This is a genomic window from Acinetobacter sp. YH16056_T (genome assembly GCF_024605895.1).
GTDB classification, from domain to species: Bacteria; Pseudomonadota; Gammaproteobacteria; order Pseudomonadales; family Moraxellaceae; genus Acinetobacter; species Acinetobacter amyesii.
In genome coordinates, this window is sequence record NZ_CP094545.1 from 397468 (window position 1) to 423071 (window position 25604).

General features: G+C 41.7%; 27 protein-coding genes. 10 read left to right on the top strand and 17 right to left on the bottom strand.

Features of this window, described 5'->3' with window-relative positions; translation table 11 throughout:
- Positions 1-14: 14 nt before the first annotated feature.
- The 4 genes from yccS to MST17_RS01910 all read right to left on the bottom strand — a co-directional run bounded on the left by yccS (position 15) and on the right by MST17_RS01910 (position 4871).
- The gene (yccS, locus tag MST17_RS01895; protein WP_373685435.1) at positions 15-2165 is read right to left on the bottom strand and encodes a YccS family putative transporter; all 2151 of its coding nucleotides are present in this window, start codon (positions 2163-2165) and stop codon (positions 15-17) included.
- A 124-nt stretch (positions 2166-2289) separates the two neighbouring features.
- The gene (gene sodC, locus MST17_RS01900; RefSeq protein ID WP_180026077.1) at positions 2290-2838 is read right to left on the bottom strand and encodes a superoxide dismutase family protein; all 549 of its coding nucleotides are present in this window, start codon (positions 2836-2838) and stop codon (positions 2290-2292) included.
- Between the two features lie 116 nt (positions 2839-2954).
- The gene (locus tag MST17_RS01905) at positions 2955-4076 is read right to left on the bottom strand and encodes an AI-2E family transporter (protein ID WP_180026123.1); all 1122 of its coding nucleotides are present in this window, start codon (positions 4074-4076) and stop codon (positions 2955-2957) included.
- A gap of 150 nt (positions 4077-4226) precedes the next feature.
- On the bottom strand, positions 4227-4871 hold the full coding sequence (locus tag MST17_RS01910; protein ID WP_078192493.1) for a ParA family protein: 645 nt from the start codon (positions 4869-4871) through the stop codon (positions 4227-4229).
- Positions 4872-5003: 132 nt separating this feature from the next.
- Here MST17_RS01910 and MST17_RS01915 point away from each other — a divergent pair, with 132 nt between their 5' ends.
- Both MST17_RS01915 and MST17_RS01920 read left to right on the top strand, forming a co-directional pair.
- Positions 5004-5474 carry a Holliday junction resolvase-like protein gene (locus tag MST17_RS01915; protein ID WP_078192492.1) on the top strand — a complete coding sequence of 157 codons (471 nt, stop codon included), beginning with the start codon at positions 5004-5006 and terminating at the stop codon, positions 5472-5474.
- A 55-nt stretch (positions 5475-5529) separates the two neighbouring features.
- Positions 5530-6123, top strand: a complete 594-nt coding sequence (locus tag MST17_RS01920) for a hypothetical protein (RefSeq protein ID WP_180010496.1) — start codon at positions 5530-5532, stop codon at positions 6121-6123.
- A 47-nt stretch (positions 6124-6170) separates the two neighbouring features.
- Here MST17_RS01920 and MST17_RS01925 read toward each other — a convergent pair whose 3' ends face one another.
- On the bottom strand, positions 6171-6797 hold the full coding sequence (locus MST17_RS01925; RefSeq protein WP_180026076.1) for a class I SAM-dependent methyltransferase: 627 nt from the start codon (positions 6795-6797) through the stop codon (positions 6171-6173).
- Positions 6798-7101: 304 nt separating this feature from the next.
- On the opposite strand from MST17_RS01925, the gene MST17_RS01930 reads away from it, so the two are divergent.
- Positions 7102-7662 (top strand): hypothetical protein, encoded by a 561-nt coding sequence (locus MST17_RS01930; RefSeq protein WP_078189325.1) that lies wholly within the window; start codon positions 7102-7104, stop codon positions 7660-7662.
- A gap of 73 nt (positions 7663-7735) precedes the next feature.
- On the top strand, positions 7736-8167 hold the full coding sequence (locus MST17_RS01935) for a protease inhibitor I42 family protein (protein ID WP_257223984.1): 432 nt from the start codon (positions 7736-7738) through the stop codon (positions 8165-8167).
- Positions 8168-8256: 89 nt separating this feature from the next.
- On the opposite strand, the gene MST17_RS01940 is transcribed toward MST17_RS01935, so the two are convergent.
- Complete coding sequence (locus MST17_RS01940) at positions 8257-8589, bottom strand: HopJ type III effector protein (RefSeq protein ID WP_078189323.1); 333 nt, start codon at positions 8587-8589, stop codon at positions 8257-8259.
- Positions 8590-8757: 168 nt separating this feature from the next.
- On the opposite strand from MST17_RS01940, the gene crcB reads away from it, so the two are divergent.
- A complete protein-coding gene (crcB, locus tag MST17_RS01945; protein ID WP_078189322.1) occupies positions 8758-9141 on the top strand; it encodes a fluoride efflux transporter CrcB in 384 nt (127 codons plus the stop codon).
- Positions 9142-9262: 121 nt separating this feature from the next.
- Here the strand turns inward: crcB and MST17_RS01950 are convergent, their stop codons facing one another.
- Together MST17_RS01950 and MST17_RS01955 are read right to left on the bottom strand one after the other, a co-directional pair.
- A complete protein-coding gene (locus tag MST17_RS01950; protein ID WP_078189321.1) occupies positions 9263-9517 on the bottom strand; it encodes a type B 50S ribosomal protein L31 in 255 nt (84 codons plus the stop codon).
- 104 nt (positions 9518-9621) lie between these two features.
- Positions 9622-10920: an AarF/ABC1/UbiB kinase family protein gene (locus MST17_RS01955; protein ID WP_111884186.1), complete on the bottom strand. Its 1299-nt coding sequence runs from the start codon at positions 10918-10920 to the stop codon at positions 9622-9624.
- A 201-nt stretch (positions 10921-11121) separates the two neighbouring features.
- Here MST17_RS01955 and MST17_RS01960 point away from each other — a divergent pair, with 201 nt between their 5' ends.
- On the top strand, positions 11122-11334 hold the full coding sequence (locus tag MST17_RS01960; protein WP_078189319.1) for a DUF1737 domain-containing protein: 213 nt from the start codon (positions 11122-11124) through the stop codon (positions 11332-11334).
- Here the strand turns inward: MST17_RS01960 and MST17_RS01965 are convergent.
- The 3 genes from MST17_RS01965 to MST17_RS01975 form a co-directional block, all read right to left on the bottom strand.
- Positions 11331-11762, bottom strand: coding sequence for a hypothetical protein (locus tag MST17_RS01965; RefSeq protein ID WP_180026075.1), 432 nt, complete (start codon positions 11760-11762; stop codon positions 11331-11333). The genes MST17_RS01960 and MST17_RS01965 overlap by 4 nt on opposite strands.
- 123 nt (positions 11763-11885) lie before the next feature.
- Positions 11886-13244 carry an MATE family efflux transporter gene (locus tag MST17_RS01970; RefSeq protein WP_306674443.1) on the bottom strand — a complete coding sequence of 453 codons (1359 nt, stop codon included), beginning with the start codon at positions 13242-13244 and terminating at the stop codon, positions 11886-11888.
- 41 nt (positions 13245-13285) lie between these two features.
- A complete protein-coding gene (locus MST17_RS01975) occupies positions 13286-13744 on the bottom strand; it encodes a DMT family transporter (RefSeq protein WP_180003411.1) in 459 nt (152 codons plus the stop codon).
- 125 nt (positions 13745-13869) lie between these two features.
- Between MST17_RS01975 and hemW the strand changes: the two genes are divergently transcribed.
- Positions 13870-15024: a radical SAM family heme chaperone HemW gene (gene hemW, locus MST17_RS01980; RefSeq protein ID WP_180026074.1), complete on the top strand. Its 1155-nt coding sequence runs from the start codon at positions 13870-13872 to the stop codon at positions 15022-15024.
- Between the two features lie 133 nt (positions 15025-15157).
- On the top strand, positions 15158-15565 hold the full coding sequence (locus tag MST17_RS01985; protein WP_180026073.1) for a hypothetical protein: 408 nt from the start codon (positions 15158-15160) through the stop codon (positions 15563-15565).
- A gap of 42 nt (positions 15566-15607) precedes the next feature.
- Here the strand turns inward: MST17_RS01985 and MST17_RS01990 are convergent, their stop codons facing one another.
- Both MST17_RS01990 and MST17_RS01995 read right to left on the bottom strand, forming a co-directional pair.
- On the bottom strand, positions 15608-15910 hold the full coding sequence (locus MST17_RS01990) for a hypothetical protein (RefSeq protein WP_180026072.1): 303 nt from the start codon (positions 15908-15910) through the stop codon (positions 15608-15610).
- Between the two features lie 341 nt (positions 15911-16251).
- Positions 16252-18075 (bottom strand): acyl-CoA dehydrogenase C-terminal domain-containing protein, encoded by a 1824-nt coding sequence (locus MST17_RS01995; RefSeq protein WP_180003419.1) that lies wholly within the window; start codon positions 18073-18075, stop codon positions 16252-16254.
- 230 nt (positions 18076-18305) lie between these two features.
- On the opposite strand from MST17_RS01995, the gene MST17_RS02000 reads away from it, so the two are divergent.
- Positions 18306-20816 carry a hypothetical protein gene (locus tag MST17_RS02000; protein WP_180026071.1) on the top strand — a complete coding sequence of 837 codons (2511 nt, stop codon included), beginning with the start codon at positions 18306-18308 and terminating at the stop codon, positions 20814-20816.
- 86 nt (positions 20817-20902) lie between these two features.
- Here MST17_RS02000 and aroE read toward each other — a convergent pair whose 3' ends face one another.
- The 3 genes from aroE to hemF all read right to left on the bottom strand — a co-directional run bounded on the left by aroE (position 20903) and on the right by hemF (position 23187).
- Positions 20903-21691 (bottom strand): shikimate dehydrogenase, encoded by a 789-nt coding sequence (aroE, locus tag MST17_RS02005; protein ID WP_180026070.1) that lies wholly within the window; start codon positions 21689-21691, stop codon positions 20903-20905.
- A gap of 102 nt (positions 21692-21793) precedes the next feature.
- Positions 21794-22015, bottom strand: a complete 222-nt coding sequence (locus MST17_RS02010; RefSeq protein WP_078189308.1) for a hypothetical protein — start codon at positions 22013-22015, stop codon at positions 21794-21796.
- A gap of 230 nt (positions 22016-22245) precedes the next feature.
- On the bottom strand, positions 22246-23187 hold the full coding sequence (hemF, locus tag MST17_RS02015) for an oxygen-dependent coproporphyrinogen oxidase (RefSeq protein WP_180026069.1): 942 nt from the start codon (positions 23185-23187) through the stop codon (positions 22246-22248).
- A 276-nt stretch (positions 23188-23463) separates the two neighbouring features.
- On the opposite strand from hemF, the gene hemN reads away from it, so the two are divergent.
- Entirely contained in the window at positions 23464-24837 is a 1374-nt protein-coding gene (gene hemN / locus MST17_RS02020; RefSeq protein WP_180026068.1) for an oxygen-independent coproporphyrinogen III oxidase, read from the top strand.
- 94 nt (positions 24838-24931) lie between these two features.
- Here the strand turns inward: hemN and ribA are convergent, their stop codons facing one another.
- A complete protein-coding gene (gene ribA, locus MST17_RS02025; protein WP_180026067.1) occupies positions 24932-25534 on the bottom strand; it encodes a GTP cyclohydrolase II in 603 nt (200 codons plus the stop codon).
- Between the last annotated feature and the right edge of the window lie 70 nt (positions 25535-25604).

A 25604-nucleotide genomic window follows, 5' to 3' on the forward strand; every position in this document is an offset into this window, starting at 1 on the left:
AGTCTCAAATGATTTTATTTAATTTCCGCCTGAATCAGCTGTGTTCGAAGCTGAATCAGTTCGGCTAATGTTTCTAATAATAAACTGATTTGCTTGAGCACCAGTTGTAGGTGATTAGACCGCATTTCTTCAGTGCTGAGTGTTTGAATTTCGAAAAGTTTTTGCTGAATTTTCTCAGGGTTGAGCGGTTTTTGCTGAATTAAGACGTCGTCTAGGGTGCTTTGACACCATTGCAGCAGTTCAAGGACTTGTTGGTCTTGTACTTGTTCACGGTGGCTCCCCAGTGCCGAAATATAACTGAGCTGACTATGGCTATACACCAAATAGCGAAAGGCGTGTTGTATCAAGTTCTGGTCGGGTTCAGGCTCGGTACTTAAACTTGAAATCATGCTCGACAATTCAGTTTGAGCATTATGGGCTGAACGACGGGCACGCCGATAATCAATGCTATTAGTTTTCCCATGGAGATATTGCTCAACTACGGCATCAAAATAATGCAAGGTCGCAGCAGAGCTTTTTTGAATGGTCTTGGAAATATTGCGAAAGTCCCAATCTGGCCAGATGACATTCACTGCGAACCATGCAATAAAACAGCCGAGTAGGGTATCAACGATACGCGGTAAAATAACTGCATAACCAGCGCCTTTTAAATTAAAAATCAGCAAGACCATTAAGGTTGCCATGAGGGTCGCCATGGCATATTTTTTGGCACTCAGATAGAAAAAGCACACGCCAAAAATAATCGTCAGTAGTAATTGACCTTCGACACTAGGCACAAAATACAAAATAGGAATGCCAAGTAAGACCCCTAATATGGTTCCCAATGTCCGCATTTTTAAACGACTTTTGGTCGCAAAATAACGCATCTGACAGACAAATAAACTGGTCAATAATATCCAGTAGCCATTTTTAGCAAAGGGCAATAGCGAAATGGCATAGCCCATCGCAAAGACAAAAGCGATGCGAACGGCATGGCGAAATAAGGCAGATTCGGGACTCAAATGCTGTTTCAGTTTGAGCCATAAATCATGCCAGCCATGAATATCGTCATCAAGTAAATTGAGGTTATCAATATGCTGCTGATAAGCCTGTTGCTGTGAATGATCTAAATCCTGCACATGCGAAAAACGTTCTTGCACACTGTCCAAATTACTCAAGATCAGCTGTAGGTTTTTCACTTCTATGTTTTGCGGATTATTGGCCATCCACTCCTGCAAAGAGGCATGCAAATGTGCCAGTGCTTGTGCGGTAATGGGATCAGGCTGATAGGGCTGTCGATGCAAAATACAGTAGGCCAACTGTTGGCAAGCCTGCGCTTGTAATCGAATATTTTTTTGAAAACGGAAAATTAAATCAGTACGGCTAAAATTTTGATGAATTTGTTCGTAGTGTAAATAATTCGCACTGGCCTGTTCGTGAATATCTTGTGCCAAGAAATATAAATTCAGCCAGTAGATGGTGTTTTTATTGGCTCTTGATGCTTTTAAACGGGTGAGTAAAGAAGCTTTGGTCGTGTTTAAACTCGGGATGACATCACTGTTTTTGAGTGATAATTCATACAGTAAGTGTTCCACATTGTCGACATTATCTGGGTCAAATAAGCGTGCTTTTGCATTCAGTACTTCGGCGATTTGTAAAAAACAACGCGAGAGATTGTCCTGTACGGGTAGGGTGGGTTTAATCAGGTAAAAAAGAATTGAGGTGAAGCCATACCATAAAGCCCCTAGAACAAAGCAACTGGGTTGAAAATACCAGGTCTCATATTCGCCCAAGCCGAACATGGTATAAATCGATAGTAAAATCGTGCCAAAAGATATCGTGGCATAGCGTTGCCCCAAAGCCCCCAATAAAATAAATCCTGCACTGGAAAGTGAAAGATACAAGATAAACAGCAGCTTATAGGGATAGAGAAAATCTAAAATACTACTGACACTAAAGAAGAGTACGCAGACATAGAGCAAATTACGCAGTCGGATGCTGAGTCGGTCATCAAAGTCGGTGAGTGCAGTGGCAATCGCACCTAAGGTGACGGGCACAATAAAACTATGAAAACCGAGAAAATATAATCCGAGCGTGGTGCCACTCAAAACAATACAAATTTGCAGGCAATACATAATGATTGCACTGGATTGAAACTGTTGAAACCAAGAGAGTCGCGTGTTCACAGAGTTATGAAGTATTTAAATGATTTTGTAAATTAGACTGAGCTTTTTTCTGTGAACTGTCAATTTTTATTCAATAGAAAAGCGGACTTAAAGTCCGCTTATTCAAATCTATGTGCAAGGTCGATTATTGAATCACACCACAGGCAATACGGTCACCGCCACCGCCTAGAGGTTTAGGGTCATCTGAGTAATTATCACCACCAGCATGGACCATGATGGCTAAGCCTTGTACATCCGCCAATTTCAAACGCGGTGCAATTAAATTCACTTTTGCTGTTCCGTCCGTTTGAACTTGAAGGATCGGTAAGTCACCCATGTGACCGGTTAACGGTGTACCGTGGTGAGGTGCCGCTTTAGGGTTAAAGTGCCCACCCGCAGCGAGTGCAGCACCCGCTTTTCCATCTTTTTCAGCTGGGGCACAAGAGCCTTTTTCATGAATATGGAAACCGTGTGGACCCGGAGGAAGCTGGGTTAAATTGGTATGAATAACCAAGCCAGCAGGGCTATCAACCAAGTTAATTTGACCGATGCTTTGACCAATACCTTGAGCAGTCACGGCATTGACCGTCACGGTTTTTGCATTCAGACCTGTTGAAGTCGAGGTACTCGCACAGCCTGTAAACATCAGGGCACTGACCGCAGCAAGCGCACCGAATTTAAATAGTGAAGACATGTTTGGCATCCTGTCTGTTTTTATGGAGTCTCAACCATTGAAACAGATGCGAATACAGGATGACAGATAATTTAAGTATTTGATTGTAATATTTGTTTAATGAATTCAAGCCTGAATTAAGGTTGTTCAGGCTTATCATCTATATTGTCTAAGTTATGTGCCAACGTTGCTTTGGGCATCATGACGGCTTCAATTTGGGTTTCATGCAACCATTCACGCCAAATGGCTAACAATACAGCCAAGATCACTGGCCCGATAAATAAACCAACAAGACCGAAACTGGCGATACCACCTAAAACACCGAACATGATTAATAAGAATGGAATCTGCGTTGCCCCTGAAATTACTAAAGGACGAATCACGTTATCGGCCGTACTCACCACACAAACACCCCAAGCCATGACGCCAATGGCTTCGATGGTTTGACCTTGTGAAAATAACCACAACGACACAGCGGTATATGAAATCGGTGGGCCAAAAGGAATCAGTGCCAACATGAAGGTAATGATGGTTAATAACATTGGGTTAGGCACATCGGCGACAAAATAGCTAACACCGGCAAGTAAAGCTTGGGCAATGGCGGTGAGACCGATGCCATACACGACGGCACGTGTAGTATCCGAAATAGTGGCAAGATAATGATGAATACGTGGCCCAATGACCATTTCGAGGGCTTTACTGACCTGACTTAAAATGGTTTGACCATCACGATAGAAGAAAAATAAAGACATCACGGCAAAACACAGCTTAAAGATATTTTTACTGACTTCGCCGACCAAAACTTTACCGTAGTTCAAATGCCCCTGAATCCAAATTTGTACCGATTGAATAATACTGTTTGGGTCATTGTTTAGCTCATGCAGGGTACGACTGACTTCTTTACCAATAAACGGCAGTTGGCGAATAAAATCAGGCACATTGACATGACCAGAGAAAACTTGCTTTTGTAATTCAAAATACAAGTTACGGCCTTCATGTTGTAACAAGAAGATTGCAAAAATCACTGGCAGACCTACCACGAGCACCACCAGTAAGATCATCAGCGCCGCACTTAGATTTGCACGATTGCCACAAAAACGATGTACCGATTGATACAGCGGCCAAGTCATATAAGCAATAATCGCTGCCCAAACAACGGGCACAATAAAGTATTTGAGTACGCTAAAGCTCAAAAAAATCAGGATAAAAAATAATCCGAACAATAAGACTTTTTGTAATGTAGGTGCGAACGTTGGCAATGCGTGCTCTGATTTTTTCATCATGTTGTGTTCAATCTTAACCGAAAAAAAAGCTCCCGAAAACGAGAGCTTGTTAACTTATGGTGAATATCTTTCAGGCTAGATCCTTGCAAGATTGGCCTTTATATCAACAAAATGTGGAATGATGGGTTAAAACCACTCGGCTTCGTCTTCAATAATGGCATTGAGCACAGGTTGCCATTGTTGTTGCATACCGAGGTACAATTTTTGCGTTTTGTCAAAAACCGAAAGACCTTGCATGGCAAGTTGACCATAAGCGGTACGTTCAGAAATCCAAGCAACGGGCTGTTGTTCAACTTTATTGAAAAAATCTTGAATTTCTTTGGAATGAGCAGAATTGGGTTTGACGCGATTAGCCAGCAATAGGATTTGGACTTTACCTTTACGAATTCGTTTAATTTCTTGCAAATGCTTTAAAAAACGACGGGTCGAGTCGATGTCGAAGAAAGATGGTTGCAGTGGGGTAATGATGGCATGGGCTTCACTCACCAACTGATCTGCATGTTCACCCGATAACGCACCCGGTGCATCGATAATCAGATATTCAATCCCTTTCGGCACATCACCAATCGACTTTTCATGACGCCAATCTAGGCTCTGAATTGGGGCGGCAGTCTCTGGGCGCTGTTTGAGCCATTGACGTGCAGACTTTTGATTGTCAGCATCTGCCAAGGCCACTTTATAACCTTTTTGCGCAAGTGCAGAGGCTAAACTGATTGCTGTGATGGTTTTGCCACAACCACCTTTTTGATTGGCAATTAATATCGTTTTCATCGACCTAAATAGATTTTATTCTGCTCATCCCTAGCATATCATTGTTTAATGCGGGGAATATGACAAAGAACCAAAGTCTAAGTTTTTTCTATACGTTTCGCTGTAATATCTTAAAAAGATTAGGAATTTTAAATGTCTGTCTGGATGGCCATGCTCATTGGCGCGTGTATTGGGATTGTACTGACCACCTTAATTTTAAGTGGCAGTCGCAATGGAAGGATTAAGGCAGAATACGAGCAATATATTGCAGAACTAGAATTGGAACATCAGCAGGCCTTGGCCCATGCACAAAAACGCAGTGTAAATACCAGTCGTGCTGTTTTAAAAGGCAAAATGGCCGAACAAATGGCGCCGATCATGCCTGAATTTCAGTATTTACCTAGCGATGCAAAGTTTCTCGGTGACCCGATCGATTATGTGGTTTTTGATGGCTATACCGACTTTCGTGATGGCGATGGCCTCGCTGAAGACATCGAAGTGGTGCTGATTGATATTAAAAGTGGTGGCGCACGTTTGACCAAAGGGCAACAAGCGATTGCTCAAGCCATTGCCGAAGGGCGAGTGCGTTTTGAAACCATCCGAATTGATTTTGAGCATATTTAAGCTCGCGTGATTCAGGCTCAGAACCGTCGAAAAGTAATAAGGACAGAATATTCACATGGAAAAACTCTTAGCGACTGCAGCCGTTTTTGCGCTCATGCTGTGGATATGGTCTGAATATTTTCGTGCCATTCCACATTTAGAGCAGACTGGTGTGCTGAAAAATTTTCAGGTCACAGCGACTCAGGCATTTTCCGGTGAATATTTGCTGTTGGATAAACGCTACTACAGTGCCAGTAGTCGTACATTACATCCGGCAGCACCGACCGTGGTGGGTGGCTTTCAAGACTTGGCCTATGTTAGCAATATTGATCTGCTACTGAGTTCAGGCGCAAATGATTTCCAGTCTTTAAAATATCATCTTGAATGGTCGCAGCAGAACCGCTGTTTTAACGTACAAGCGAAAGACGTGCCCTCGACACAAATTGAACAGCTCAAGTCCGAATTGCAAAATGTCAGTGTGATTGCTCAATCCGAAGACGTCGCAAATCGTATTCGCCGTTTAAAATCAGGGGATCGTGTGGAGATTTTGGGTGAATGGGTGGATGTGCATTCCACCAAAACAGGGAAGTCGTATAGCACCTTTAATGTGTTGAATAAAAAGCCCTGTCATATCCTAAAAATTAATGCCATTCGACTAATCAAAGACTAGGTACTTTTAACTAGATTTGATTGTGCTTAAACATGGCCTTGGAAGCTTTAACTCAACTTCTGTGCGCGGGCGAGCAACATGCGCTGTCCAATTTTTGGAATGCCGTCTGCATCAAAATACTGCGTTTCAAAACATTCAAACTGGGCATCTTCAAGCAACTTTTGCATATGACGATCCAGATGACAGCCATCCGCGACTTTCTTTTGAATGGGCGTCAATAAGTGTTGTAACTGCTTAATTTTCCCATTTTCATTGTGTTGTACATGCTCAACCAAATGAAATGTTCCTGTTGGTTTAAGGACACGGTAGATTTCTTCAAGCGCAGTTTCAATATCGGCAATGCTGCATAAGGTCCATGTACTCACGACATGATCTAGACTTTCATCTGCAAAGGGTAATTTTTCAGCACCGGCTAAAATATGCTGTACCTCAAAGGGTGCCGCATGTACACGTTCAGCAGCTAAATGAAAAATATCAGGATTGGGCTCAAGGGCAAAAACCGTATCGACATTTTGATAAAAGGCTAAATTCAAACCTGTACCAAAGCCAATTTCGAGTACTTCACCAGACACGGCTAACAGGAGTTCGCGTCGTTTATCCATCAGGCTCGGTACTTGCATGACTTGATTTAAAAGGTGCGGAAAAATGTGTTGTTGATAAAATTTATAAATCATAGCGAGTATTTTTGTTGGCTTTTTTTAAAGTGTAAATCATGTCTTTTTAATTTTAAATCATGTGATAGGGCGTGGATATGGGCCAATTGACTGAATAACAGCATTTTGTTACCAAGTTCATAAGGTTTATGCAGACTGTGTGCGTAATATAGAGTTACAACTAGTGAAAACGACATTCATCAGGCTCAACCAACGCGATTTTAAGCTCATGTTCAGGTTGGGGCATTATGAATAGATGAAGTCGGCTCAATTGCAGAATTAAAATTGAGTATTGTGAAGTATTACAGGGTAAGAGGATAACGCGATGATCAAGCGAATTGCATTAAGTACTGTGCTTGCAGGCTTTTTATTGAATGTCGGTGTCCAAGCATCTTCAGATTATAATATTGCCAAAGGCTTAGCACCTGCTGCCAAAGGCCAGTCGATTTCTACCTTGAAAGAATTTAAAGGTGATTTCCGAATTTTAGGTTCAAAAACCTATCAAACAGATGAACAAGCAAAATTTTCTCCGATCGATTATGCGGTCAGTTGGGGCTTATTTGCAGAGCCAGAAATTGCTCGTACGATTTCAGTCAATCAATATGACCGTTTCTTAAATTGGAAAATGGATCGTGTTCCTGTACCGCAAAAGCAAGCCATGATGATGGTGTCGAATATGCACATCATTCCTGCAAACCCGCAAATTGCTAAACAAATTACTCAAGTAAAACGTGGCGATCTTGTGCGTTTAAAAGGGGATTTGGTTGAGGTGAAAGACAAAGATTTGGTTTGGACTTCATCTTTGACCCCAACAGATACGGGTGATGGGGCTTGTGAAGTTTTTCGTGTCAGTTCTATTCAGTGGATTGAAAAAGTTAAAGGCTAAACTTCGATTGCATCGAGATCGTATTTGAAATCGGTGTGCATTAGATTCAAGGTAAAATAATTTGATGATGAAAATGACGATAAAGAAAAAGTTTATTTTGAGTCTAATGTTGGCGAGTGGTTTAGCGCTTGGTGGATGTACCAGTATGAGTTCAACTGTAGATGGGAAAACCCATGTATTTACTGAACAGCAAAGTTGTCCGACCTTGCTTGAGATGGATCGTGGACAAACTTTAGAAGTACTGTTAAACGAAAATCCAAGTACCGGATATGTATGGTCTTTGGCTGAGCAACCGAAACTTTTTAAAGTTGAAGAAGTGTTTCAATCAGCTCAACAACAACAAGCTGCTGCTGCAGATGCGACACCAGTGCTTGGTGCAGGCGGTCAAAAAACTTATCGTTTTACCGCAACGACTGCAGGTGAAGAATTACTACATTTGAAGCATGCACGAGCTTGGGAAAAAACCGCGATGGCTGAATGGACTTGTAGAGTACGAGTGTCCTGATTTGAACTGATGATGAACGATAAAAAAAGCCAGTATTTGTACTGGCTTTTTTATTGCAGACGAACTGATTTAGAACGTCCATCTAAGCATTATTTCGCGCTGAGCGCTTGACCGTCAAATTGAATACCTTCCCAACCATTTTGCATAAATTGGCGAATGTTTTGGTGGTCAGTTGCGTCTGGTGTTGCCAATACAGCAGCATAATGTTCAGCAAAAAGACTTAATGTTTCAGCTTGGTTTAGACCATTCAATTGGGCAAAAGAAAACACTTTGGCACTGCCTTGGTTTTCAGTTGCTGCATTGGCTTGTTTGCCATTGGTAAAAGCGGTTGCTGTATGGTTATAACGCGCTTCAATAAATGCAATCACATCTGAAAATTTCGCAGTCCCTGCTTGAAGTTGATCTAATAATTCCTGAGCCATAATGTCCTCTTTCAATAAAAAATACCGCAAAGTGTTGCAGACTATAGCAAGCTTTGGCCCAAACATTTAACACTATTTGCGTAAATTAAATGCGTGTATATTGAAGGGCGACCTTAGGCAGTCTGTTGCCTAAATTGTAGATACCAATGATGTTGAAGTAGGACAATTATGAACTGGCTTTTGGTCGCATGTGGCGGCGCAATTGGGGCAACACTTCGCTATGCAGCAGGACTGTTATTGGCCAAGCCAACCGTGCTCTTTCCGTGGGCAACATGGTGGGTGAATATTTTAGGTTGCTTTTGTGCAGGTGTGTTCTTTGCATTTAGCCAAAAATATCCCGTTCTACAAAATGAAGCACGCTTATTGCTTATGGTCGGGATCTTAGGTGGCTTTACCACATTTTCCAGTTTCGGCTTAGAAACCTTTCAACTGCTCAGACAAGGGCAAAGTGGGCTGGCATTTAGTTATGCCATTTCTAGTGTGGTGATTGGTGTCATCGTATTGGGGCTGGGATATTACTTATTTCAGTCGATTTTAAAAATAGATGTTTAAAACAACGCTTGAAAACCACAAAATTTCAGACATAAAAAAAAGAAGCTCAGGCTGGAGGAGGGGAACCCTGAACTTCTTCAATGCTTTAATTTTAAAAGCAAAAACTTAATCGAAACTGAACTTATTGTGAGCGTTTGAAACGTGCAAAGCGTTTATTAAAGTTCGCAATACGTCCTTCATTATTTACTTGACGTTGTTCACCTGTATAAAAAGGATGTGATGCACTTGAGATATCGAGCGTCACATATGGATAAGTTTTGCCTTCAAACTCTTTGGTTTGATTGGTGCTTAAGGTACTGCCAATGACAAAAAAGGCATTTGCATTGGTGTCATGAAAGAGCACTTCACGGTATTCGGGATGGATGTTGGCACGCATTCTTCTGTTCCTTAAATTTATTGATTAAAGAAACGTTATAACATAACAATTAAAAATGCAAATATTGCCCGAAATTCGTCAGGCAATCAGCGCTTCATGTTCCCTTAAGCGCTAGGTGGGACCAACTCATCAAAAAGATCATTGAGATTGTCATTCACTTTCAAATGAATCAAATTCCAATAATGTCCTGAAACAGTCCGGTTCACCATCAAGGTATCCGGTGACGGTTTAAACACATCCCAGTATTTAAGAGATGGCTTAATTAATTCTACCCCGTCATGGTGCGCTGAATTTTCAGCAAAGTCGTATTGTGTGGTTAGCGGACGCATCAGCACTTCCAGCCATTGTTCATACAACTCCGCAGGGAATTTACCGAGTTCATTGAGTGAATGTAAGGCATCGAGTTGCTGTTCCATCAGCGGAATATCGTGCTTGCGTGCAGCATTGATCAATTGCTTAAAGTGCGACACGATTTCAGGAGACAGGGTTTTCACACCGCCGTAGTCATATACGATGACTGAACCATCTTCACGAAAGGCGAAGTTGCCCGGATGTGGGTCACAGTGGAAACGTTTAAGGAAGAAAATTTCACGGCCAATGGCACGGAATAACCGTCTTCCCAAGGCATTTCGTGTTTCTTGTGACCATGTGCTGGCAGTTTCTATACTGTCGCCAAGCTCTAGACTTAGAGTCAAAATATGACGTGAAGAATAATCTTTATAGACCTGTGGAATGATGATTTTGTCATCCAGCGCACTATGAAACGCACGGGCCACATCTAAGTTTTGCGCTTCAATTTCGTAGTTCAGTTCGTTGTCCAAACTGTCCTGAATTTCACGAAATAGCTTGTCTTGTAACTTCCGATCAATTTTCAATACGCCCATCAGACGAAGGGCAAGCCGAACTTGTTTTAAATCACTTTCACAGGCTTCTTCGACACCCGGATATTGCACTTTCACCACCACCTGCTGACCATTAGGTAACACGGCTTTATGCACCTGCCCAATGGATGCAGCGGCAAAAGGTTGTTCTTCAAAACTTTTAAAAATTTGCGCGAGGGGTTTGCCGAGTTCTTGTTCTACTTGAGCCTTAATTTCAGCAAAAGGCATGGCTGGCGCTTGGCGTTGTAATTTACTGATCGCTTTTGCGACTTCAGGTGGAAAAATGTCTTTGTACTGCGAGGCAATTTGTCCGACTTTCATCACCGCACCTTTCATTTCACCCAAAGTATCTGCAATTTGCAGACCGATGTCCTGAAAAAGTTTACTGCGAGATGCATTTTTCTGTTCTTCATCGGCAGTGATATTGCGGATGGAATTGGAAACGGTTTTAGTAGCAATGCTTGCCGTCATACTGGCAAGTTTCATAAAGCGACGACCCGGTGTGCTAGCCGTTTTTGCCATGTGATGTTCCTCAAGATCATCATTTATTATCTATTACCGATCATAGGCGACAAAACACAAACTGCCTACTTTAAATTGTTAAGACTTTATTTCTATTGATAAAATGATGGGCAAAAATGTAAATACTGAAAATAATTCAGGCAAATTTAAGCCACACGCTGAATGGTTTAAAATATCGCGTCGCTAGAAGAGAACTGAACGATGAAAGTGTATCGCTATTTAACTGGTAAAGATGATGTCAATTTCTGTGCCCGTGTGACCAAAGCTTTAAATGAAGGCTATGAATTGTATGGCTCGCCAACCATGAGTTTTAATGGGACAGATGTGATCGTCGGGCAGGCGATCGTGAAAGACGTAGAAGATGACAGCCAAGTGCCACAAGGTTTAAAAAATGCCATCGAGGCGCTTAATTAGTTGGCTTTTGCTGCTTCGCTAGATTCAGTTTTTTCCAGTTCTAAATGTGGACCGAGATATTTACTGCATTGGTTATGGTGTAAATTTTCATTCAATGTGATGAGGTTTTGCGTCACGATAAAATCCTGATCGTCCGCAGAGGCAAACTTTTGATTGGCCTTGATGAAGTCCTGATAGGTATACGCCATACCAGACTGCTGACAACTTAATTTTAAACGTGCGGTATATGAGTCCGCCTGTTGTTCATGATAAAAGCGAAAGGCTGTCCAAAGTGCTTGATTGATGTAATCAAATTCGGGTTGTGATTGGACTTTGATGGGTGCGTGATATAAAGGAAATTCATGTCGGTTGATCGTTTGTTCAGCTTGTAGTGACATGGAAAAGCCTAAGCTCAGACAGAGACTGATCGAGCGAAATACATGGGACATGTTTATTTTCCTCTTCTTCGTGCTTTTTATTTATGGCATTGCTATGCAGGGTGTTAATTTGCATTAATCTTCTGCATAGCGTAGCCGTATTTTTAAGTAACTTTTTAGATGATTTTTTAGGGCTTATCCCGCATGTGCTAAACGTTTATTCATCATAAATAAACGTGTAAGTAGCAGTATACATGCGACAGTCAGACCCACAATCAGGCCAATCCAAACGCCTGCAGCACCAGTCGTAGTGAAGCGTGCAAGATAGATCCCGACAGGGAAGGCAATGATCCAATACGCGATCATAGTGATCCACATCGGTCCTTTGGTGTCTTGCATACCGCGTAAGCACCCTGCGGCACTGACTTGCCATGCATCCATTAATTGATAGGCAATAGCGAACAAGACCAAGTACACGGCAAGCTGAGTCACATCATAGTCATTGGTATAGAGTGACACAATTTCATTACGTAAAAGCCAAAGCAGCAGCATGGTAATTAGGGCAAATACCGTCCCTGTCAACATACCGACTTTCTGGACTTTTCGCATAGCTAGCCAGTTTTTTTCCCCATAATAGGTACCGACCCGAATGGTCAGCGCAATCGCTAGTGACATTGGAATCATAAACAATTGCGAGGTAATCGAAATGGCGACTTGATGCGCGGCAATGGTAACTTCGCCTAAGGGACTCAACACAATAGCGGCTGTACTAAAAATACTGACTTCAAAGAAAATAGCTAAGCCAATGGGAAAGCCGAGTTTTAAAATACGTTTGATCCATTCACTGTTCATTTTTTCAAAAGCAGCGAAAGGTTGGGTTTTTTGATAGGCTGATCCTTTGAAAACGTACATCGCCAAAGCAAAGAACATCAACCATTGCAAAATCGCGGTGGCAAAACCACATCCTGCAGAACCTAATTCAGGGACTGGGCCTAAACCATACATAAAAATAAAGTTCAGTGGAATTAACACCAATAAGGCCAGCAGACTCAGCACAGTGACTGGACGTGGATGCCCCAATGCTTCTGAGTAACCACGTAAAGCTGCGTACATGGTGACAGCAGGCATACCTAAACTAATGGCGTGTAAGAATAAGCTCGCCTTCGGAAGTAATACTTCAGGGACACCCAATAACGGTAAAAGCAGCGGCATAGCTTGTAAGACTAATGCGGCAATGATCCCTAAAAATAATGCGACCCACACAGACTGACGGGCGATGGTGGCAATTTTTTCAGGCGTGCGAGCACCATTGGCTTCTGCCACTAATGGGGTGGTTGCAATCATAATGCCGCTGAACAGCAGCATGACCGGTATCCATAAACCGACCCCGACCGCAATGGCTGCAAGGTCATTGGCGGACATGTGTCCAGCCATGATGGTATCAATGAGACCAAATCCCGCTTGCGCAAACTGCGTGATCAATATCGGGATCATTAAATGAAACAGTTGTTTTAATTCATACTTGCTGCTTGTTACAGCCGTGACAGTAGACACAGAATGTACTCATTTCTTGTGAGGTGCTTAGGAATGAGGTCTTAGCGTTGGAAAGTGAGAAGCACACCAATAAAAATCACCACGCCACCCAATAAGCGTTGCCAGTTAATCGGGGTTTTTTCAGTGCCGAGCAAGCCAAAATGGTCAAATACCATCGACATTAAGATCTGTCCAAAAATAATCAGACCGGAGAGGGATAAAAAACCCAGTTTCGGTGCGGTATAAATACTGATACTGATGGCATAAACACCCAAACATCCCCCCAGCCATAAATACCAAGGGATTTGAGCAAAACTTGCAAAGTCCGGTTTTTCGGCCGATTGAAAAAACACCATAAAGGCGAGGACTATTGTACCAACCAAAAAAGAAAAAAGGGCAGCTTGCAGCGGTGAATATAAATATTCACGCAATTGGCTGTTGATCGCTGTTTGAATGGTCATAGCGATACCAACACCCATCGCGAGCGGCAGTAAGTACAATAAATGGCTGCTTATTTTCATCTTCTAATCATCTAATTCTTCTTTAATTTTATTAGTCTACTGTATTGTGGATGAGTTTTCATAAGCGCTCTGATGCAGTCATGTTAAAATGCGCTTACTTCTTTTGTTCCTTTTGAGCATTTTCCTTGGCTGAATTAAATCCTGCAGTTGTTCCGTTATCTTTATACATTCACATGCCGTGGTGTGTGCGCAAATGTCCATACTGTGACTTTAATTCGCATGCGGTGCCGAATGGTGAATTGTCTTTGGACTTAGAACAAGAATATTTACAGGCGTTGGTTGAAGACTTTAAAACCCAAGTCGATTTTGCTCAGGGTCGCCTGATCCATAGTGTATTTATTGGTGGTGGGACACCATCTTTGATTTCTGCCCAAGGCTATCAATGGTTATTTGCTCAGCTCAAAGCGTTGCTACCGTTTGAAGCAGGTTGTGAAATCACCTTGGAAGCCAATCCCGGTACGGTTGAGCACGATCCTTTTTCCGGTTATTTAGATGCAGGGATCAATCGTCTATCTATCGGTGTGCAAAGTTTTAATACCGACCAGCTGAAAAAGCTGGGGAGGATTCATTCGAATGATGATGCGATTTCTGCCATTCAGCATGCAAAAGAGGTGGGTTTTGAACGAGTAAATGTCGACTTGATGCATGGCCTGCCTGAACAAACCATTGAGCAAGCGCTTTTGGATTTAAAACTTGCTGTGGAAAATGGGGCAACCCATGTGTCGTGGTATCAATTGACCATTGAACCCAATACAGTTTTTTTCCGCACAAAACCAATTTTACCTGTCGATGATGTGCTTGAAGATATTCAAGAACAGGGCGAAGCCTATTTAACAGCGCAAGGCTTTATCAATTATGAAGTATCGGCATGGCGTAAAGAAAAGCCGTCGGCACATAATTTAAATTATTGGCAGTTTGGCGATTATTTGGCGATTGGCGCAGGCGCACATGGTAAAGTGACCATGCCAGACGGGGTGTATCGTTTCCAAAAAACCCGATTGCCGAAAGACTATTTAGCCAAAGTACCTGCTGAACATCTTCAGTTTAAGCGCATCGAAGCAGCCGATATGCCTTTTGAATTTATGATGAATGCACTTCGTTTAAATCATGGGGTGGAAGCCAAGCTATATAGTGAGCGTACAGGGGAAAGTTTAGAGCCAATTGCCGAGTTATTGAACTCATTACGTGAACGTAAATTGATGGTCAGTGATCCAACACTTTTGTCTTGTACCGAGCAGGGACATATCTTTTTAAATTCAGTATTGGAAGAATTCCTGTAATGAAAGCTATGTCAAACTTGTTTTAAAATTTGAGCGACAAGTAATTTTTCATATTTCGAATGTAATTTGCAGAATGTGTATGAAATTATTCAGTTGATAATTGAATTTACATGGCATAAAGGAACTTCAGAAAATGAAATATATTTTAACTACGACGTTATTAACTATAGCTTTGGTGGGTTGCACCGATAAAAAAGCACCATCAGAACAAAATGTTGCAACAGAGGCAACGATCGCAACTACACAAACAAACGATGTTGCAGTAGCTCAAGATGAGCAAGTGATTCACTTTACAGGGCCACAAGATCTAAGCCTTGAGTTAAAAACCAAAGATAATTTTGAAACCGCACAATTGACTGATAATTCTGATCGTGTGTATGAATTGAAACGAGCAGTTTCAGGAAGTGGTGTACGACTTGCCAACGACCAAGGTGTTTCAATTCACTTTAAGAACTTTAATGGTGTGAATGAAGGGACAGTTGAGTTGGTAAAAGATAAACCCATAGAGATTAAAGAATTTATTGCTGATAAAGCAAAGTAAATATTAAAAAAGACCGCATGAGCGGTCTTTTTTGAATTCAGCTTAACGATGTTTCGGTGGCATAGGCGGTAACTTATGATGCGGAACAGGCTTGGGTTGACTAGCTTTAAAAGCTACTGCTTTATGATTTTGTTTGGCAAATTTTGCATGAACTTTTTGATGCTCTTTTTTCACCATGTGGGGCCCAGCAGATTTGTGATGTATTGCTTTAGGCGGTACAGGTTTTTTATCAAAGTGTGGAGCAGGTGGTGGATTTTTATGATCGAATGCAGGCGCTGCCATTGCAGACATTGTCGCAGTTGTTGCAATCAGACCAATCATTAATGAAGACATCAATTTTTTCATGGTTACGCTCTTTATGAATCAATGAAGTCATCATAGGGGGAGGCTATGGAGAAGATATGAAGTTGTATGAGATACAAATGTAAAGCTAAAATTATGGAGTTAAATTTACTTTAAGTATTTAATATTTATTAAATAAAATTATGTTTAGCGATAAGGTGTTCTATTTTTGTTGAAAAATACAACAATATTTCTCCATATAAAGTTCATCTTTATACATTGTTATTACCTCATGAAGAAATTAAGAATACTACTCGTAATTCCTATAGATCAAAATTAAAAGAGAAGACAAAAAAGACCGCCGAAGCGGTCTTTTTATAGAGTCATTTAACTCGGTTTAAAGCTTAGTAGTCAAAGCTAAAGTGTTCAGGAGCCAAAGAAGTCATGGTCTTCGATGGGTTAACCATTGCTTCAGCGTGACCTTGTGAGCGTGGTAATAGACGTTCAAAGTAGAAGTCAGCCACTTTGATTTTTGCTTTATAGAACTCAGGAACTTCTGCACCATTGCCTTCTGCTAATTTTTCAGAAGCTACGGCAGCTTGTTGTGCCCAGAAATAAGCCATCATCACGTAGCCAGAGAACATTAAGAAATCGACAGAAGCAGAAGATACGATGTCACGGTCTTTACGTGCTGCAAGCATGATACGAACCGTTAATGCATTCCACTGTGCGCAAAGCTTCGTTAAGTCCCACGCAAAACGACGCATGTATTTGTTACGTGCATGTTGACCACAGAACTTCAAGATTTCAGCTGTGTAGTCACGAATCACTTTACCTTTAGAGGTCAACAGAACTTTACGACCAATCAAGTCTAGTGCTTGAACGCCTGTTGTGCCTTCGTAGAGAGTAGAGATACGTGAGTCACGAACAATTTGTTCCATGCCCCATTCTTTAATATAACCATGACCGCCGTATACTTGCATACCATGGTTTGCAGCTTCATAACCCATTTCGGTTAAGAAACCTTTGAGAATCGGGGTGTAGAAGCCTAAGTGGTCATCATGTGCTTCAAACGCTGCTGTATCACCGCGGGTTAAAGCATCAGTCATTTTGTCCGCAATTTGAGCTGCATAGTAAATCATTGAACGGCCGCCTTCAGCGATCGCTTTTTGAGTTAAAAGCATACGACGTACGTCTGCATGGTGAATAATCGCATCGGCTACTTTTTCAGGATCTTTTTTACCTGAAAGTGCGCGCATAGACATACGTTCTTTGGCGTATGGAAGTGCGCCTTGGAATGCCAATTCAGCATGTGCAATACCTTGAATTGCTGTACCAATACGTGCAGTGTTCATAAAGGTGAACATTGCATGTAGGCCTTTGTGTTTTTCACCGATCAAGTAACCAATGGCATTGTCAAAGTTCAGCACAGCTGTTGCTGAAGCACGGATCCCCATTTTGTGTTCAATCGAACCACACGTTACAGGATTGCGTTCGCCCACAGTACCATCTGCATTCACAAGGAATTTTGGAACGATGAATAATGAAATGCCTTTTGTACCTGCAGGTGCATCTGGAAGACGTGCAAGAACGATATGTACGATGTTCTCTGTTAAATCATGCTCACCCGCAGAGATGAAGATTTTTGTACCAGAAATTGCATAGCTACCATCAGCTTGAGGTTCCGCTTTGGTTTTTACCTGACCTAAGTCGGTACCGCATTGAGGTTCAGTTAAGCACATGGTGCCTGACCAAGTTCCAGCAACAAGGTTCGGTAAATATTGGTTTTTCTGTTCTTCTGAACCAAATTGTAGAATGGTGTTGATACAACCTACGCTGAGACCCGGATACATTTGGAATGACCAGTTTGCTGTACCCATCATTTCAGATTTGATGAGATTCAACGACTGTGGCAAGTTTTGACCGCCAAATTCTTCAGGGAAAGACAGACCTTGCCAGCCACCCTGTACAAATTGGTCATAGGCTTCTTTAAACCCTTTTGGTGTTTTCACATCACCATTTTCAAAATGACAGCCTTCTTCATCACCCGTTTGGTTCAAAGGCGAAAGGATATTTTCACAAAAATCTGCTGCACCTTCTAAAATCATGTCGACAGTGTCTGCATCAGCAGCTTCACCATTAGACAAAGTTTTGTAATGTGCTGGGTAATCGAGCACTTCATTCATTAAGAAACGAATATCGTGTAAAGGCGCTTTATATGCAGGCATAGTCTTAATCCTAATATCTAAATTTTTTTGGATTATCTGTATTGATGCTTTGATTATTCATAATTTCATCAAAAAAACATTGATGAATACGCCCTTAAAAAATGTCAGAAAGGCGAATTGTAATATTTAACCAACATGTGAAAAATAAACTTCTGATAGACTTGATGTTGATCTTTTGATCATTTTTTTCTTTTAATAAATCATAAAGAACTTAGGTCTTTCGTACAATTATGCGATTAAAATATATAACACTTTGTTTACTGGGTTTGAGTATTACTGGGTGTGCTCAACATGTCATAAAAACCAATTCAACGGATCAGTCTCTCGGGCAACAAGCCACTCAAGGCTTAAACGCAATGTTTGAAAATGCCAGTTATGACATGAAAGGGCAATTTTCAATTCAAACCGATATTCAGTTCGATGAAAAAAAGCTTAAAACCAAGTCAAAACCTGCAACTAGTACACAGCCAGAGCTGGATCCTAAACTTAAAAAACAACTTGATCAGTTGATTAAAACCCAAAATATTCCGTTTAGCCAAAAAGAAAAGAAACAGCTCTATCAAGCCATTGCCAATGAATCGATCCCACCATCAGCGCGTTATAGCGATGAAGAGGATGGCGTTTCTCCGCAATCTAAAATTGCTCAATCACTGCTGAATGTGTTGAATGATTTACAGTTTAGCTATAGCGGTTCAGTACATTTTAGAGAAAAACTTGCTGCCTTAACCTTGCAATTGAGTTATCAAAAACCGACTTTGCAGGTGAATGCACAGTTGCCGATGATCATTGATTTTAATCAACATAAATTTTATACCAACTACTTTGCGTTCATGCCGTTTATGGTAAATCGTGAAAGCCAAAGCAGCTTGGCTTATGTGGATTTTTCAAAACATAAAGAGACGATTGCTCAGTACGATTTGAAAAAATTTGCTGACTATTTAAAACAAATGAATGCTTTGCCCTATGTCTTGGCAGAGCCAAATCAAGTGCAAAATATTGCTTTAACACGTGATGAAAAAAATGCAGGGCTGACTAAAAAAATCCGCTATGTGGGTGATCTCGATGCGCTTTACACCCAGCTTGAACTTTTTGATTTTGTGAACGCCAACTATTACACCACGCAAATCAAAGGTCAGCGCAATAGTGACGCTGAGCAAGATGAATCTGTGGACGCTGCTGCGCATCTCAGTGCTTCCGAAGAGGCGATGGCTGCGGCTGAAGCGGCGGGAGGGACTGCAGTAGCGGCAGCAGCTGAGGATGAAGACTATGATGCGGCTTATGCATCTGTAGAACGTGTGAATGAGCTGCTCAATGCGAAAATGCATGGCCTGATGTATCACCAACATGAAACGGAAGAAGAACAAACGTCTTCTGCAGCTGAATCTGCTGAATACGCGATCGATACTGCAAGTGCATATGCGGAGGCGACCGCGGGTGATGATGAAGAAGCCTATAGTTCGGATACTGAAGTAACCGAAGCTTATGCGGCTTCCGAAGAAGATGACGAAACAGCGAACTTATCTGAGGAAGTCTGTCAGGCCTTGATGAACACCAAACAGGTGCCGATTGGTAAAGTCACGCTTTGTCAGGATTATCAAGATGTTCGGGTGATACCGCTGCAAGCAGATTCTGTACCATCGGCCTCTGCTGCTGACGCATCCAATACAGATTCAGAGATTTCGGATGCTGTTGAGCAATTAAAACCAGTATTCCAGCAATATCAAAGTGAACAACTTGTCGATGTAAAACAATTCCAGCAATTATGGCAAAAGCATCAAGCTGAAATTGCGCAGGTGCTGAATGCACAGGATAAATCATCTTCGAATGTCGTAATGGATGTAGGCTTAGATCATAAAGGCCGAGTCCAAGTAATGGACTATCAATTGGCCTTTAATGAGCCACGTTTAGGTCAATTAAAGCTGAAAAGTAGCAACCAAATTTTGAATTATGGCAATGCGACTAAAATTGATCGTCAAGCCATGAAACAGGCAAAATCCATTGAGGAAGTCAGTAAAGATTCACTCTTTGAAAATATGTTGAAAGGCCTGCTTGCGCCGATCACAGGAAATGATCCTCTGCTTGCTGAAGCAGAAACTGCATCGGTTGATGATGTCCGTGCTGCAAATGAAGAAATCGAACTTCCTGAATATCTCAGTACTGTGGCATTGCAAAGTTATAAACGTCATCAATCTGAAGTGAAAGCCTATCAAGCGGCATTTGTCGTGGCATTTGCTAACTATCGCGCTCAGTATGTGCGTTATTACTCAGCCAATGATTTGAATGAAATTGCAGAAGTTTATGCATATCGATTTGTTGATGGCTTAAAAGAGCCAACAGGCAATGCGCTGAAACGTTTAAATCAATTACGTGATAAGCATGCTTTGCATCGCTATCAAGACTTTGATGACTTAGGTTCTTCAGTCAATCATTATGTGCAGTCGGGGATTGGTGAGTACAAAGCTCAGGTTGAGTGGAAACAATTGCAAAAAACCTATAAGACTGATCAGGCGATTTTTGCACATTTATATCAACAAAACTTTTTAGCCAGCTATGAACTGGAAGGAACTGAAAAAGCGCATTTGGTGAAAGCATCAAAAATCTATGCGCAAGCCTTTGCTGATGATATCAAAGGAAAATTATCAGAAGCGTCATTGCAAGGCCTAGCAGCAGAACACGAAGAGTTGTTCAGCCAATCGGCTTATTATGAGACTTATAAGGCGATACAAAAACATAAGAAGTAAGTTGGATCAAAAAAAGAACCTCAATTGAGGTTCTTTTTTTAGGTGTTTAGCCTGCTCAGAAAGTGAATTGAGCAAATCATTTTGAATTATAGAAAGTCTTTTAGATCAGGTTTAATGCCATTCCAAATGGAAAAAGATTCGATTGCTTGACCAACCAACATGCCAAAACCTTCTGAGGTTGGAACATTGCGTGCTTTGGCTTGATCCAAAAATGTCGATGGTTTGCCATAGGCCATTTCATAGGCGTGGGTGAATTGTAAAGCTTCAGGCAAAATTAGAGCATCACCCGTTAAGCTTGCCGATGTGGCATTAATCACCAGATCAAATTGACCTGCTAAGTCGGCGAGGGCAATGGCTGCAAGTTCGGCATTGGGGACAGCAGTTTTTAAGTCAGCAACCAATTGTTCAGCACGCGCTAAAGTCCGGTTGGCAATCACGATTTTTTTGGCCCCAGCTTGTACCAGTGGGTAAATCACGCCACGTGTCGCACCGCCTGCACCAATAATTAAAATATCCGTTTGTTCTAAATTCCAATCTAAGGCACGGATGGCATCGACTAGGCCTTGTCCATCGGTATTATCGCCATGGAGTGTGCCATCTTGCATCCATAGTGTATTGACCGCACCTGCAATTTTGGCACGTTCAGTAAGGACGGCACATTGTGCATAGGCTTGTTCTTTAAACGGAACAGTGACATTCATACCGATGCCACCTTCGGCAAAGAAGGATTCGACACTGTGCTGAAAACCATCGAGTGGCGCAAGTCGTTTGCTGTACTGAATGTCGAGGCCTGTTTTTTCAGCGAAGGCATGATGAAGTTCAGGTGAGCGTGATTGTTCAATCGGGTTGCCAATCACGGCAAATTGTTTGCTCATTGCACAGCGTCCATGTAGATGTGAAAGAGCAGACAATATACGCCAAAACCGAGGATGGCTAAAGTTCGGGCAGTCTTAAAATCGTGAAATAAAGGCGGAAAATTAAGGATTACAAATATCTAGGACGCTTTGAATCAAGATGCTCGCTGCACTGATGACTAAACCAATCAAGGCAACCACCATGAAGCCAATAGCCAAATTATCATTCAAAGACGTTTCGGAAAAAATATTGGTACTGATAGCGCTAATCAGCACAACAGCAAAGCTCCAAAACACCAATGCAGTAAGACTGACTGCTTTTTTATTGAGTGTTTGATGTGTCATGTGCGTTGTACTCCGTACAAGAAAATTACAGCCATAAGTTTATTGACACATTGTGCAATGACATAGCTTAAAGCTGTTTAAAAGATGTGTCATTGTTGAGCAATCTGATTACAAAGTAAATGCTTAAAAAATTTATTTATGCATCAAGATATTACATACAAATGAATACTCTAATCATCAGGCAATAAAAAGCCCCTGACGGACAGGGGGTGAATACATGTTTATCCGTTTTATTTCAGCGTATTAAGCCAATCTTGCGGTTTTAAATAAAAGTCGGTGAGCTTTTTCTCGGCAGAATGTTCTTCCCATTCAGGACGATATGACCAGCCCGCCAAAGGTGGCATACTCACTAAAATCGACTCAATACGTCCACCAGTTTGCAAGCCAAATAAGGTGCCGCGGTCATAGACAAGGTTATATTCAACGTAACGACCACGACGGTAAAGTTGGAAGTCTCGTTGTGCTTCGGTATAGGCTTTGTCTTGGTTTCTTTGGAAGATCGGTAAAATCGCCTCTAAATAACCATTACCCACGGCCTGCATATATTTGAAACAGGTTTCAAAGTCCCATTGGTTGAGGTCGTCAAAGAATAAACCACCCACACCACGTTGTTCATCACGGTGTTTTAGATAGAAATAGTCATCACACCATTTTTTATGTTCATCATAGAGCGTATCGCTAAATGGGGCACAGAGATCATGGGCAGTTTGATGCCAAGACAAGACATCTTCATCATTTGGATAAAATGGAGTGAGGTCAAAACCACCGCCAAACCACCAAATCGGATCTTGGCCTTCTTTTTCGGCAACAAATAAACGCACATTGGCATGTGAGGTTGGGACGTTGGGGTTTTTCGGGTGAATTACCAATGACACGCCCATGGCTTGCGCTTTTGCACCTGCAATAGCGGGATGGCGTTCAGTCGCTGAGGCAGGTAATTTTGAAATGTTGATGTGCGAGAACATCACACCACCTTTTTCAATCACCGTCCCATTTTGTAGAACACGTGAGCGACCACCACCACCTTCAGGGCGCTCCCAGTCATCGATCGCAAATTCGGCACTTCCGCCACCAGCACGTTCTTGCTGTTCCAATGCGGCACAAATCCGTGCCTGTAAATCGCGAAGGAATTCATCTACACGTTGAATATCGGCTGAAGTTGGATTCTGCATGGTGACCTTTATTAAAATAATTTAAAGATAAGTGTCATCAAAGCATAAATTACGTGAAAACTTAAGGCATTTTTCCCGATACTCAGCATCGGCTCTTTGCTTTAAATCTAGAAATCTAGTGATTAAACCAAAAGTTCCTGCGTAGTGAGCAGAAGTACTCAGGCCAAAATTGGGGCTATTCCGACAAATTTGCTAGGTTGAATTCACTTCTGAAGCTCAGCACAATAATCATAAGGTAGATTTAAATTGAATCTCATTGATTGAAATGGTGCATCGATGTCTCAGCAGGCGAGTTCTTTAATTCAAAAATATAATGTACCAGGTCCACGCTATACCAGTTATCCAACCGTGCCGTATTGGGAGGAAGCTGAGTTTTCATTGCAACAGTGGACACAGGGCTTGAAGCGTTCATTTGATGAGAGCAATCACCTCGAAGGCATCAGTCTGTACATTCATCTGCCATTTTGTGAAAGCTTATGTACGTTTTGTGGCTGCCATAAAAAAGTCACGAAAAAACATGAGATGGAGCTGCCTTATATTCAGGCGGTGCTGAAAGAATGGGGCTTATATTGTCAGCTCTTGGTCGATCGGCCAATAATTAAAGAAATTCATTTGGGCGGGGGAACACCTACTTTCTTTTCTCCTGAGCATCTCACCCAGTTGATTCAAGGCATTCTAGCGCAGGCGGATATTGCCGATACCCATGAATTTAGCTTTGAAGGGCATCCGAACAATACCACACGTGAGCATTTACAAGCCTTGTACGATGTTGGATTTCGGCGCGTGAGCTATGGAGTGCAGGATTATAATGAAAAGGTGCAAAAAGCCATCCACCGTATTCAACCCTTTGCACATGTTGAACAAGTAACACAGTGGGCACGTGATATTGGCTATACCTCTATTTCGCATGACTTGGTTTTTGGTCTGCCATTTCAGGATTTAAACGATGTGTTGCATACCATTGAACAGACCACTCGTTTGATGCCAGATCGTCTAGCCTTTTATAGCTATGCACATGTACCATGGATTAAGGGCAATGGTCAGCGTGGTTTTAAAGATGCCGATGTCCCGAAAGATGATTTAAAGCGTCAATGCTATGAAGAAGGTAAAAAACAGCTACTAGCGCAGGGCTATCATGAAATTGGGATGGATCATTTTGCATTAACCCAAGATCCAATGTATCAAGCTTTTCAGCAGGGCAGTTTGCACCGTAATTTTATGGGCTATACCGCATCGAAAACCCAAGTAATGATTGGACTCGGCTTATCCTCGATCAGTGATAGTTGGTACAGCTTTGCGCAAAATGAAAAGAAAATTGAAGACTATTATGCACGTTTAGAAGCGAATGAAATTCCAGTCTATCGGGGGCATGTGCTGACAAATGAGGACTTAATCATCCGTAAGCATATTCTCAATTTGATGTGTACCTTCCAAACTTCTTGGGCAGGTCCAGAAATGCAATTTCCTGAGCTTGATGACGTATTAGCGCAATTGGCTGAAATGCAAGAAGATGGCTTGCTCGAAATTTTTGATCAGTACATTCAGGTGAGTGATGCAGGCAAGCCTTTTGTTCGCAATATCTGCATGGCGTTTGATTTACGATTAAAACGTCGTGTTCCTGAAAATCGTATTTTTTCGATGACGATTTGAATTTTCCCTAACTCCTCTTTAATAAAGAGGGGGAAGCCTCCCTTTTGTAAAGAGAGGTTTGGAGGGATTAATTTATGGAGAATTTAAAGGATTTTTAAAAATCATCCTTTTGATACATATGCGACATACGATCATGTTTGGTTTTTAAATATTGTTCGTTGAATGGATTTAGACCCACAGTCAGCGGAACACGATCAACGACATTCACGCCTTGTTCTTGTAGCGCTTCAATTTTTAACGGGTTATTGGTAATGAGACGCACTGCAGTAATGTTGAGATGATTCAATATGATAGGACACATATCATAACGACGTGCATCGGCAGGAAGATCCAATAATAAATTGGCATCCACTGTGTCATGACCTTGGTCTTGTAGGGCATAGGCACGGATTTTATTGGTTAAACCAATACCGCGACCTTCTTGGCGTAAATATAAAATCACCCCTTGACCCGCTTCATTAATTAATTTTTGGGTGGCTTGAAGTTGTGGGCCGCAGTCACATTTGAGTGAAGCAAAGGCATCACCAGTCAGGCATTCGGAGTGGATACGTACTAAAACAGGTTCAGTGGGAGCTTGTTCTAGTCCTTTAGAGAGTGCGACATGTTCTTCACCGGTTTCAGGATCCTGAAAAACCGTAATATTGAATTCACCAAAAGCGGTCGGTAATCTTGACGTTGCGACAAATTCTATAGGCACTGCTTAACCCGTTTATTCGATTATAAATTGGCTAAAGTATAGCGTAATGCTTGGACATTGGTAGAATTGC

Coding starts and splice junctions, on each gene's coding strand:
- MST17_RS01915 (WP_078192492.1), top strand. CDS start 5,004: ATGTCTGTCTGGATGGCCATGCTCATTGGCGCGTGTATTGGGATTGTA.
- MST17_RS01990 (WP_180026072.1), bottom strand. CDS start 15,910: ATGAAAAAATTGATGTCTTCATTAATGATTGGTCTGATTGCAACAACT.
- MST17_RS02010 (WP_078189308.1), bottom strand. CDS start 22,015: ATGACACATCAAACACTCAATAAAAAAGCAGTCAGTCTTACTGCATTG.
- MST17_RS01975 (WP_180003411.1), bottom strand. CDS start 13,744: ATGAAAATAAGCAGCCATTTATTGTACTTACTGCCGCTCGCGATGGGT.
- MST17_RS02000 (WP_180026071.1), top strand. CDS start 18,306: ATGCGATTAAAATATATAACACTTTGTTTACTGGGTTTGAGTATTACT.
- MST17_RS01955 (WP_111884186.1), bottom strand. CDS start 10,920: ATGGCAAAAACGGCTAGCACACCGGGTCGTCGCTTTATGAAACTTGCC.
- crcB (WP_078189322.1), top strand. CDS start 8,758: ATGAACTGGCTTTTGGTCGCATGTGGCGGCGCAATTGGGGCAACACTT.
- aroE (WP_180026070.1), bottom strand. CDS start 21,691: ATGAGCAAACAATTTGCCGTGATTGGCAACCCGATTGAACAATCACGC.
- MST17_RS01995 (WP_180003419.1), bottom strand. CDS start 18,075: ATGCCTGCATATAAAGCGCCTTTACACGATATTCGTTTCTTAATGAAT.
- MST17_RS01925 (WP_180026076.1), bottom strand. CDS start 6,797: ATGATTTATAAATTTTATCAACAACACATTTTTCCGCACCTTTTAAAT.
- hemF (WP_180026069.1), bottom strand. CDS start 23,187: ATGCAGAATCCAACTTCAGCCGATATTCAACGTGTAGATGAATTCCTT.
- MST17_RS01935 (WP_257223984.1), top strand. CDS start 7,736: ATGACGATAAAGAAAAAGTTTATTTTGAGTCTAATGTTGGCGAGTGGT.
- MST17_RS01920 (WP_180010496.1), top strand. CDS start 5,530: ATGGAAAAACTCTTAGCGACTGCAGCCGTTTTTGCGCTCATGCTGTGG.
- MST17_RS01950 (WP_078189321.1), bottom strand. CDS start 9,517: ATGCGTGCCAACATCCATCCCGAATACCGTGAAGTGCTCTTTCATGAC.
- MST17_RS01965 (WP_180026075.1), bottom strand. CDS start 11,762: ATGTCCCATGTATTTCGCTCGATCAGTCTCTGTCTGAGCTTAGGCTTT.
- hemN (WP_180026068.1), top strand. CDS start 23,464: ATGTCTCAGCAGGCGAGTTCTTTAATTCAAAAATATAATGTACCAGGT.
- MST17_RS01940 (WP_078189323.1), bottom strand. CDS start 8,589: ATGGCTCAGGAATTATTAGATCAACTTCAAGCAGGGACTGCGAAATTT.
- sodC (WP_180026077.1), bottom strand. CDS start 2,838: ATGTCTTCACTATTTAAATTCGGTGCGCTTGCTGCGGTCAGTGCCCTG.
- MST17_RS01910 (WP_078192493.1), bottom strand. CDS start 4,871: ATGAAAACGATATTAATTGCCAATCAAAAAGGTGGTTGTGGCAAAACC.
- MST17_RS01985 (WP_180026073.1), top strand. CDS start 15,158: ATGAAATATATTTTAACTACGACGTTATTAACTATAGCTTTGGTGGGT.
- MST17_RS01930 (WP_078189325.1), top strand. CDS start 7,102: ATGATCAAGCGAATTGCATTAAGTACTGTGCTTGCAGGCTTTTTATTG.
- MST17_RS01960 (WP_078189319.1), top strand. CDS start 11,122: ATGAAAGTGTATCGCTATTTAACTGGTAAAGATGATGTCAATTTCTGT.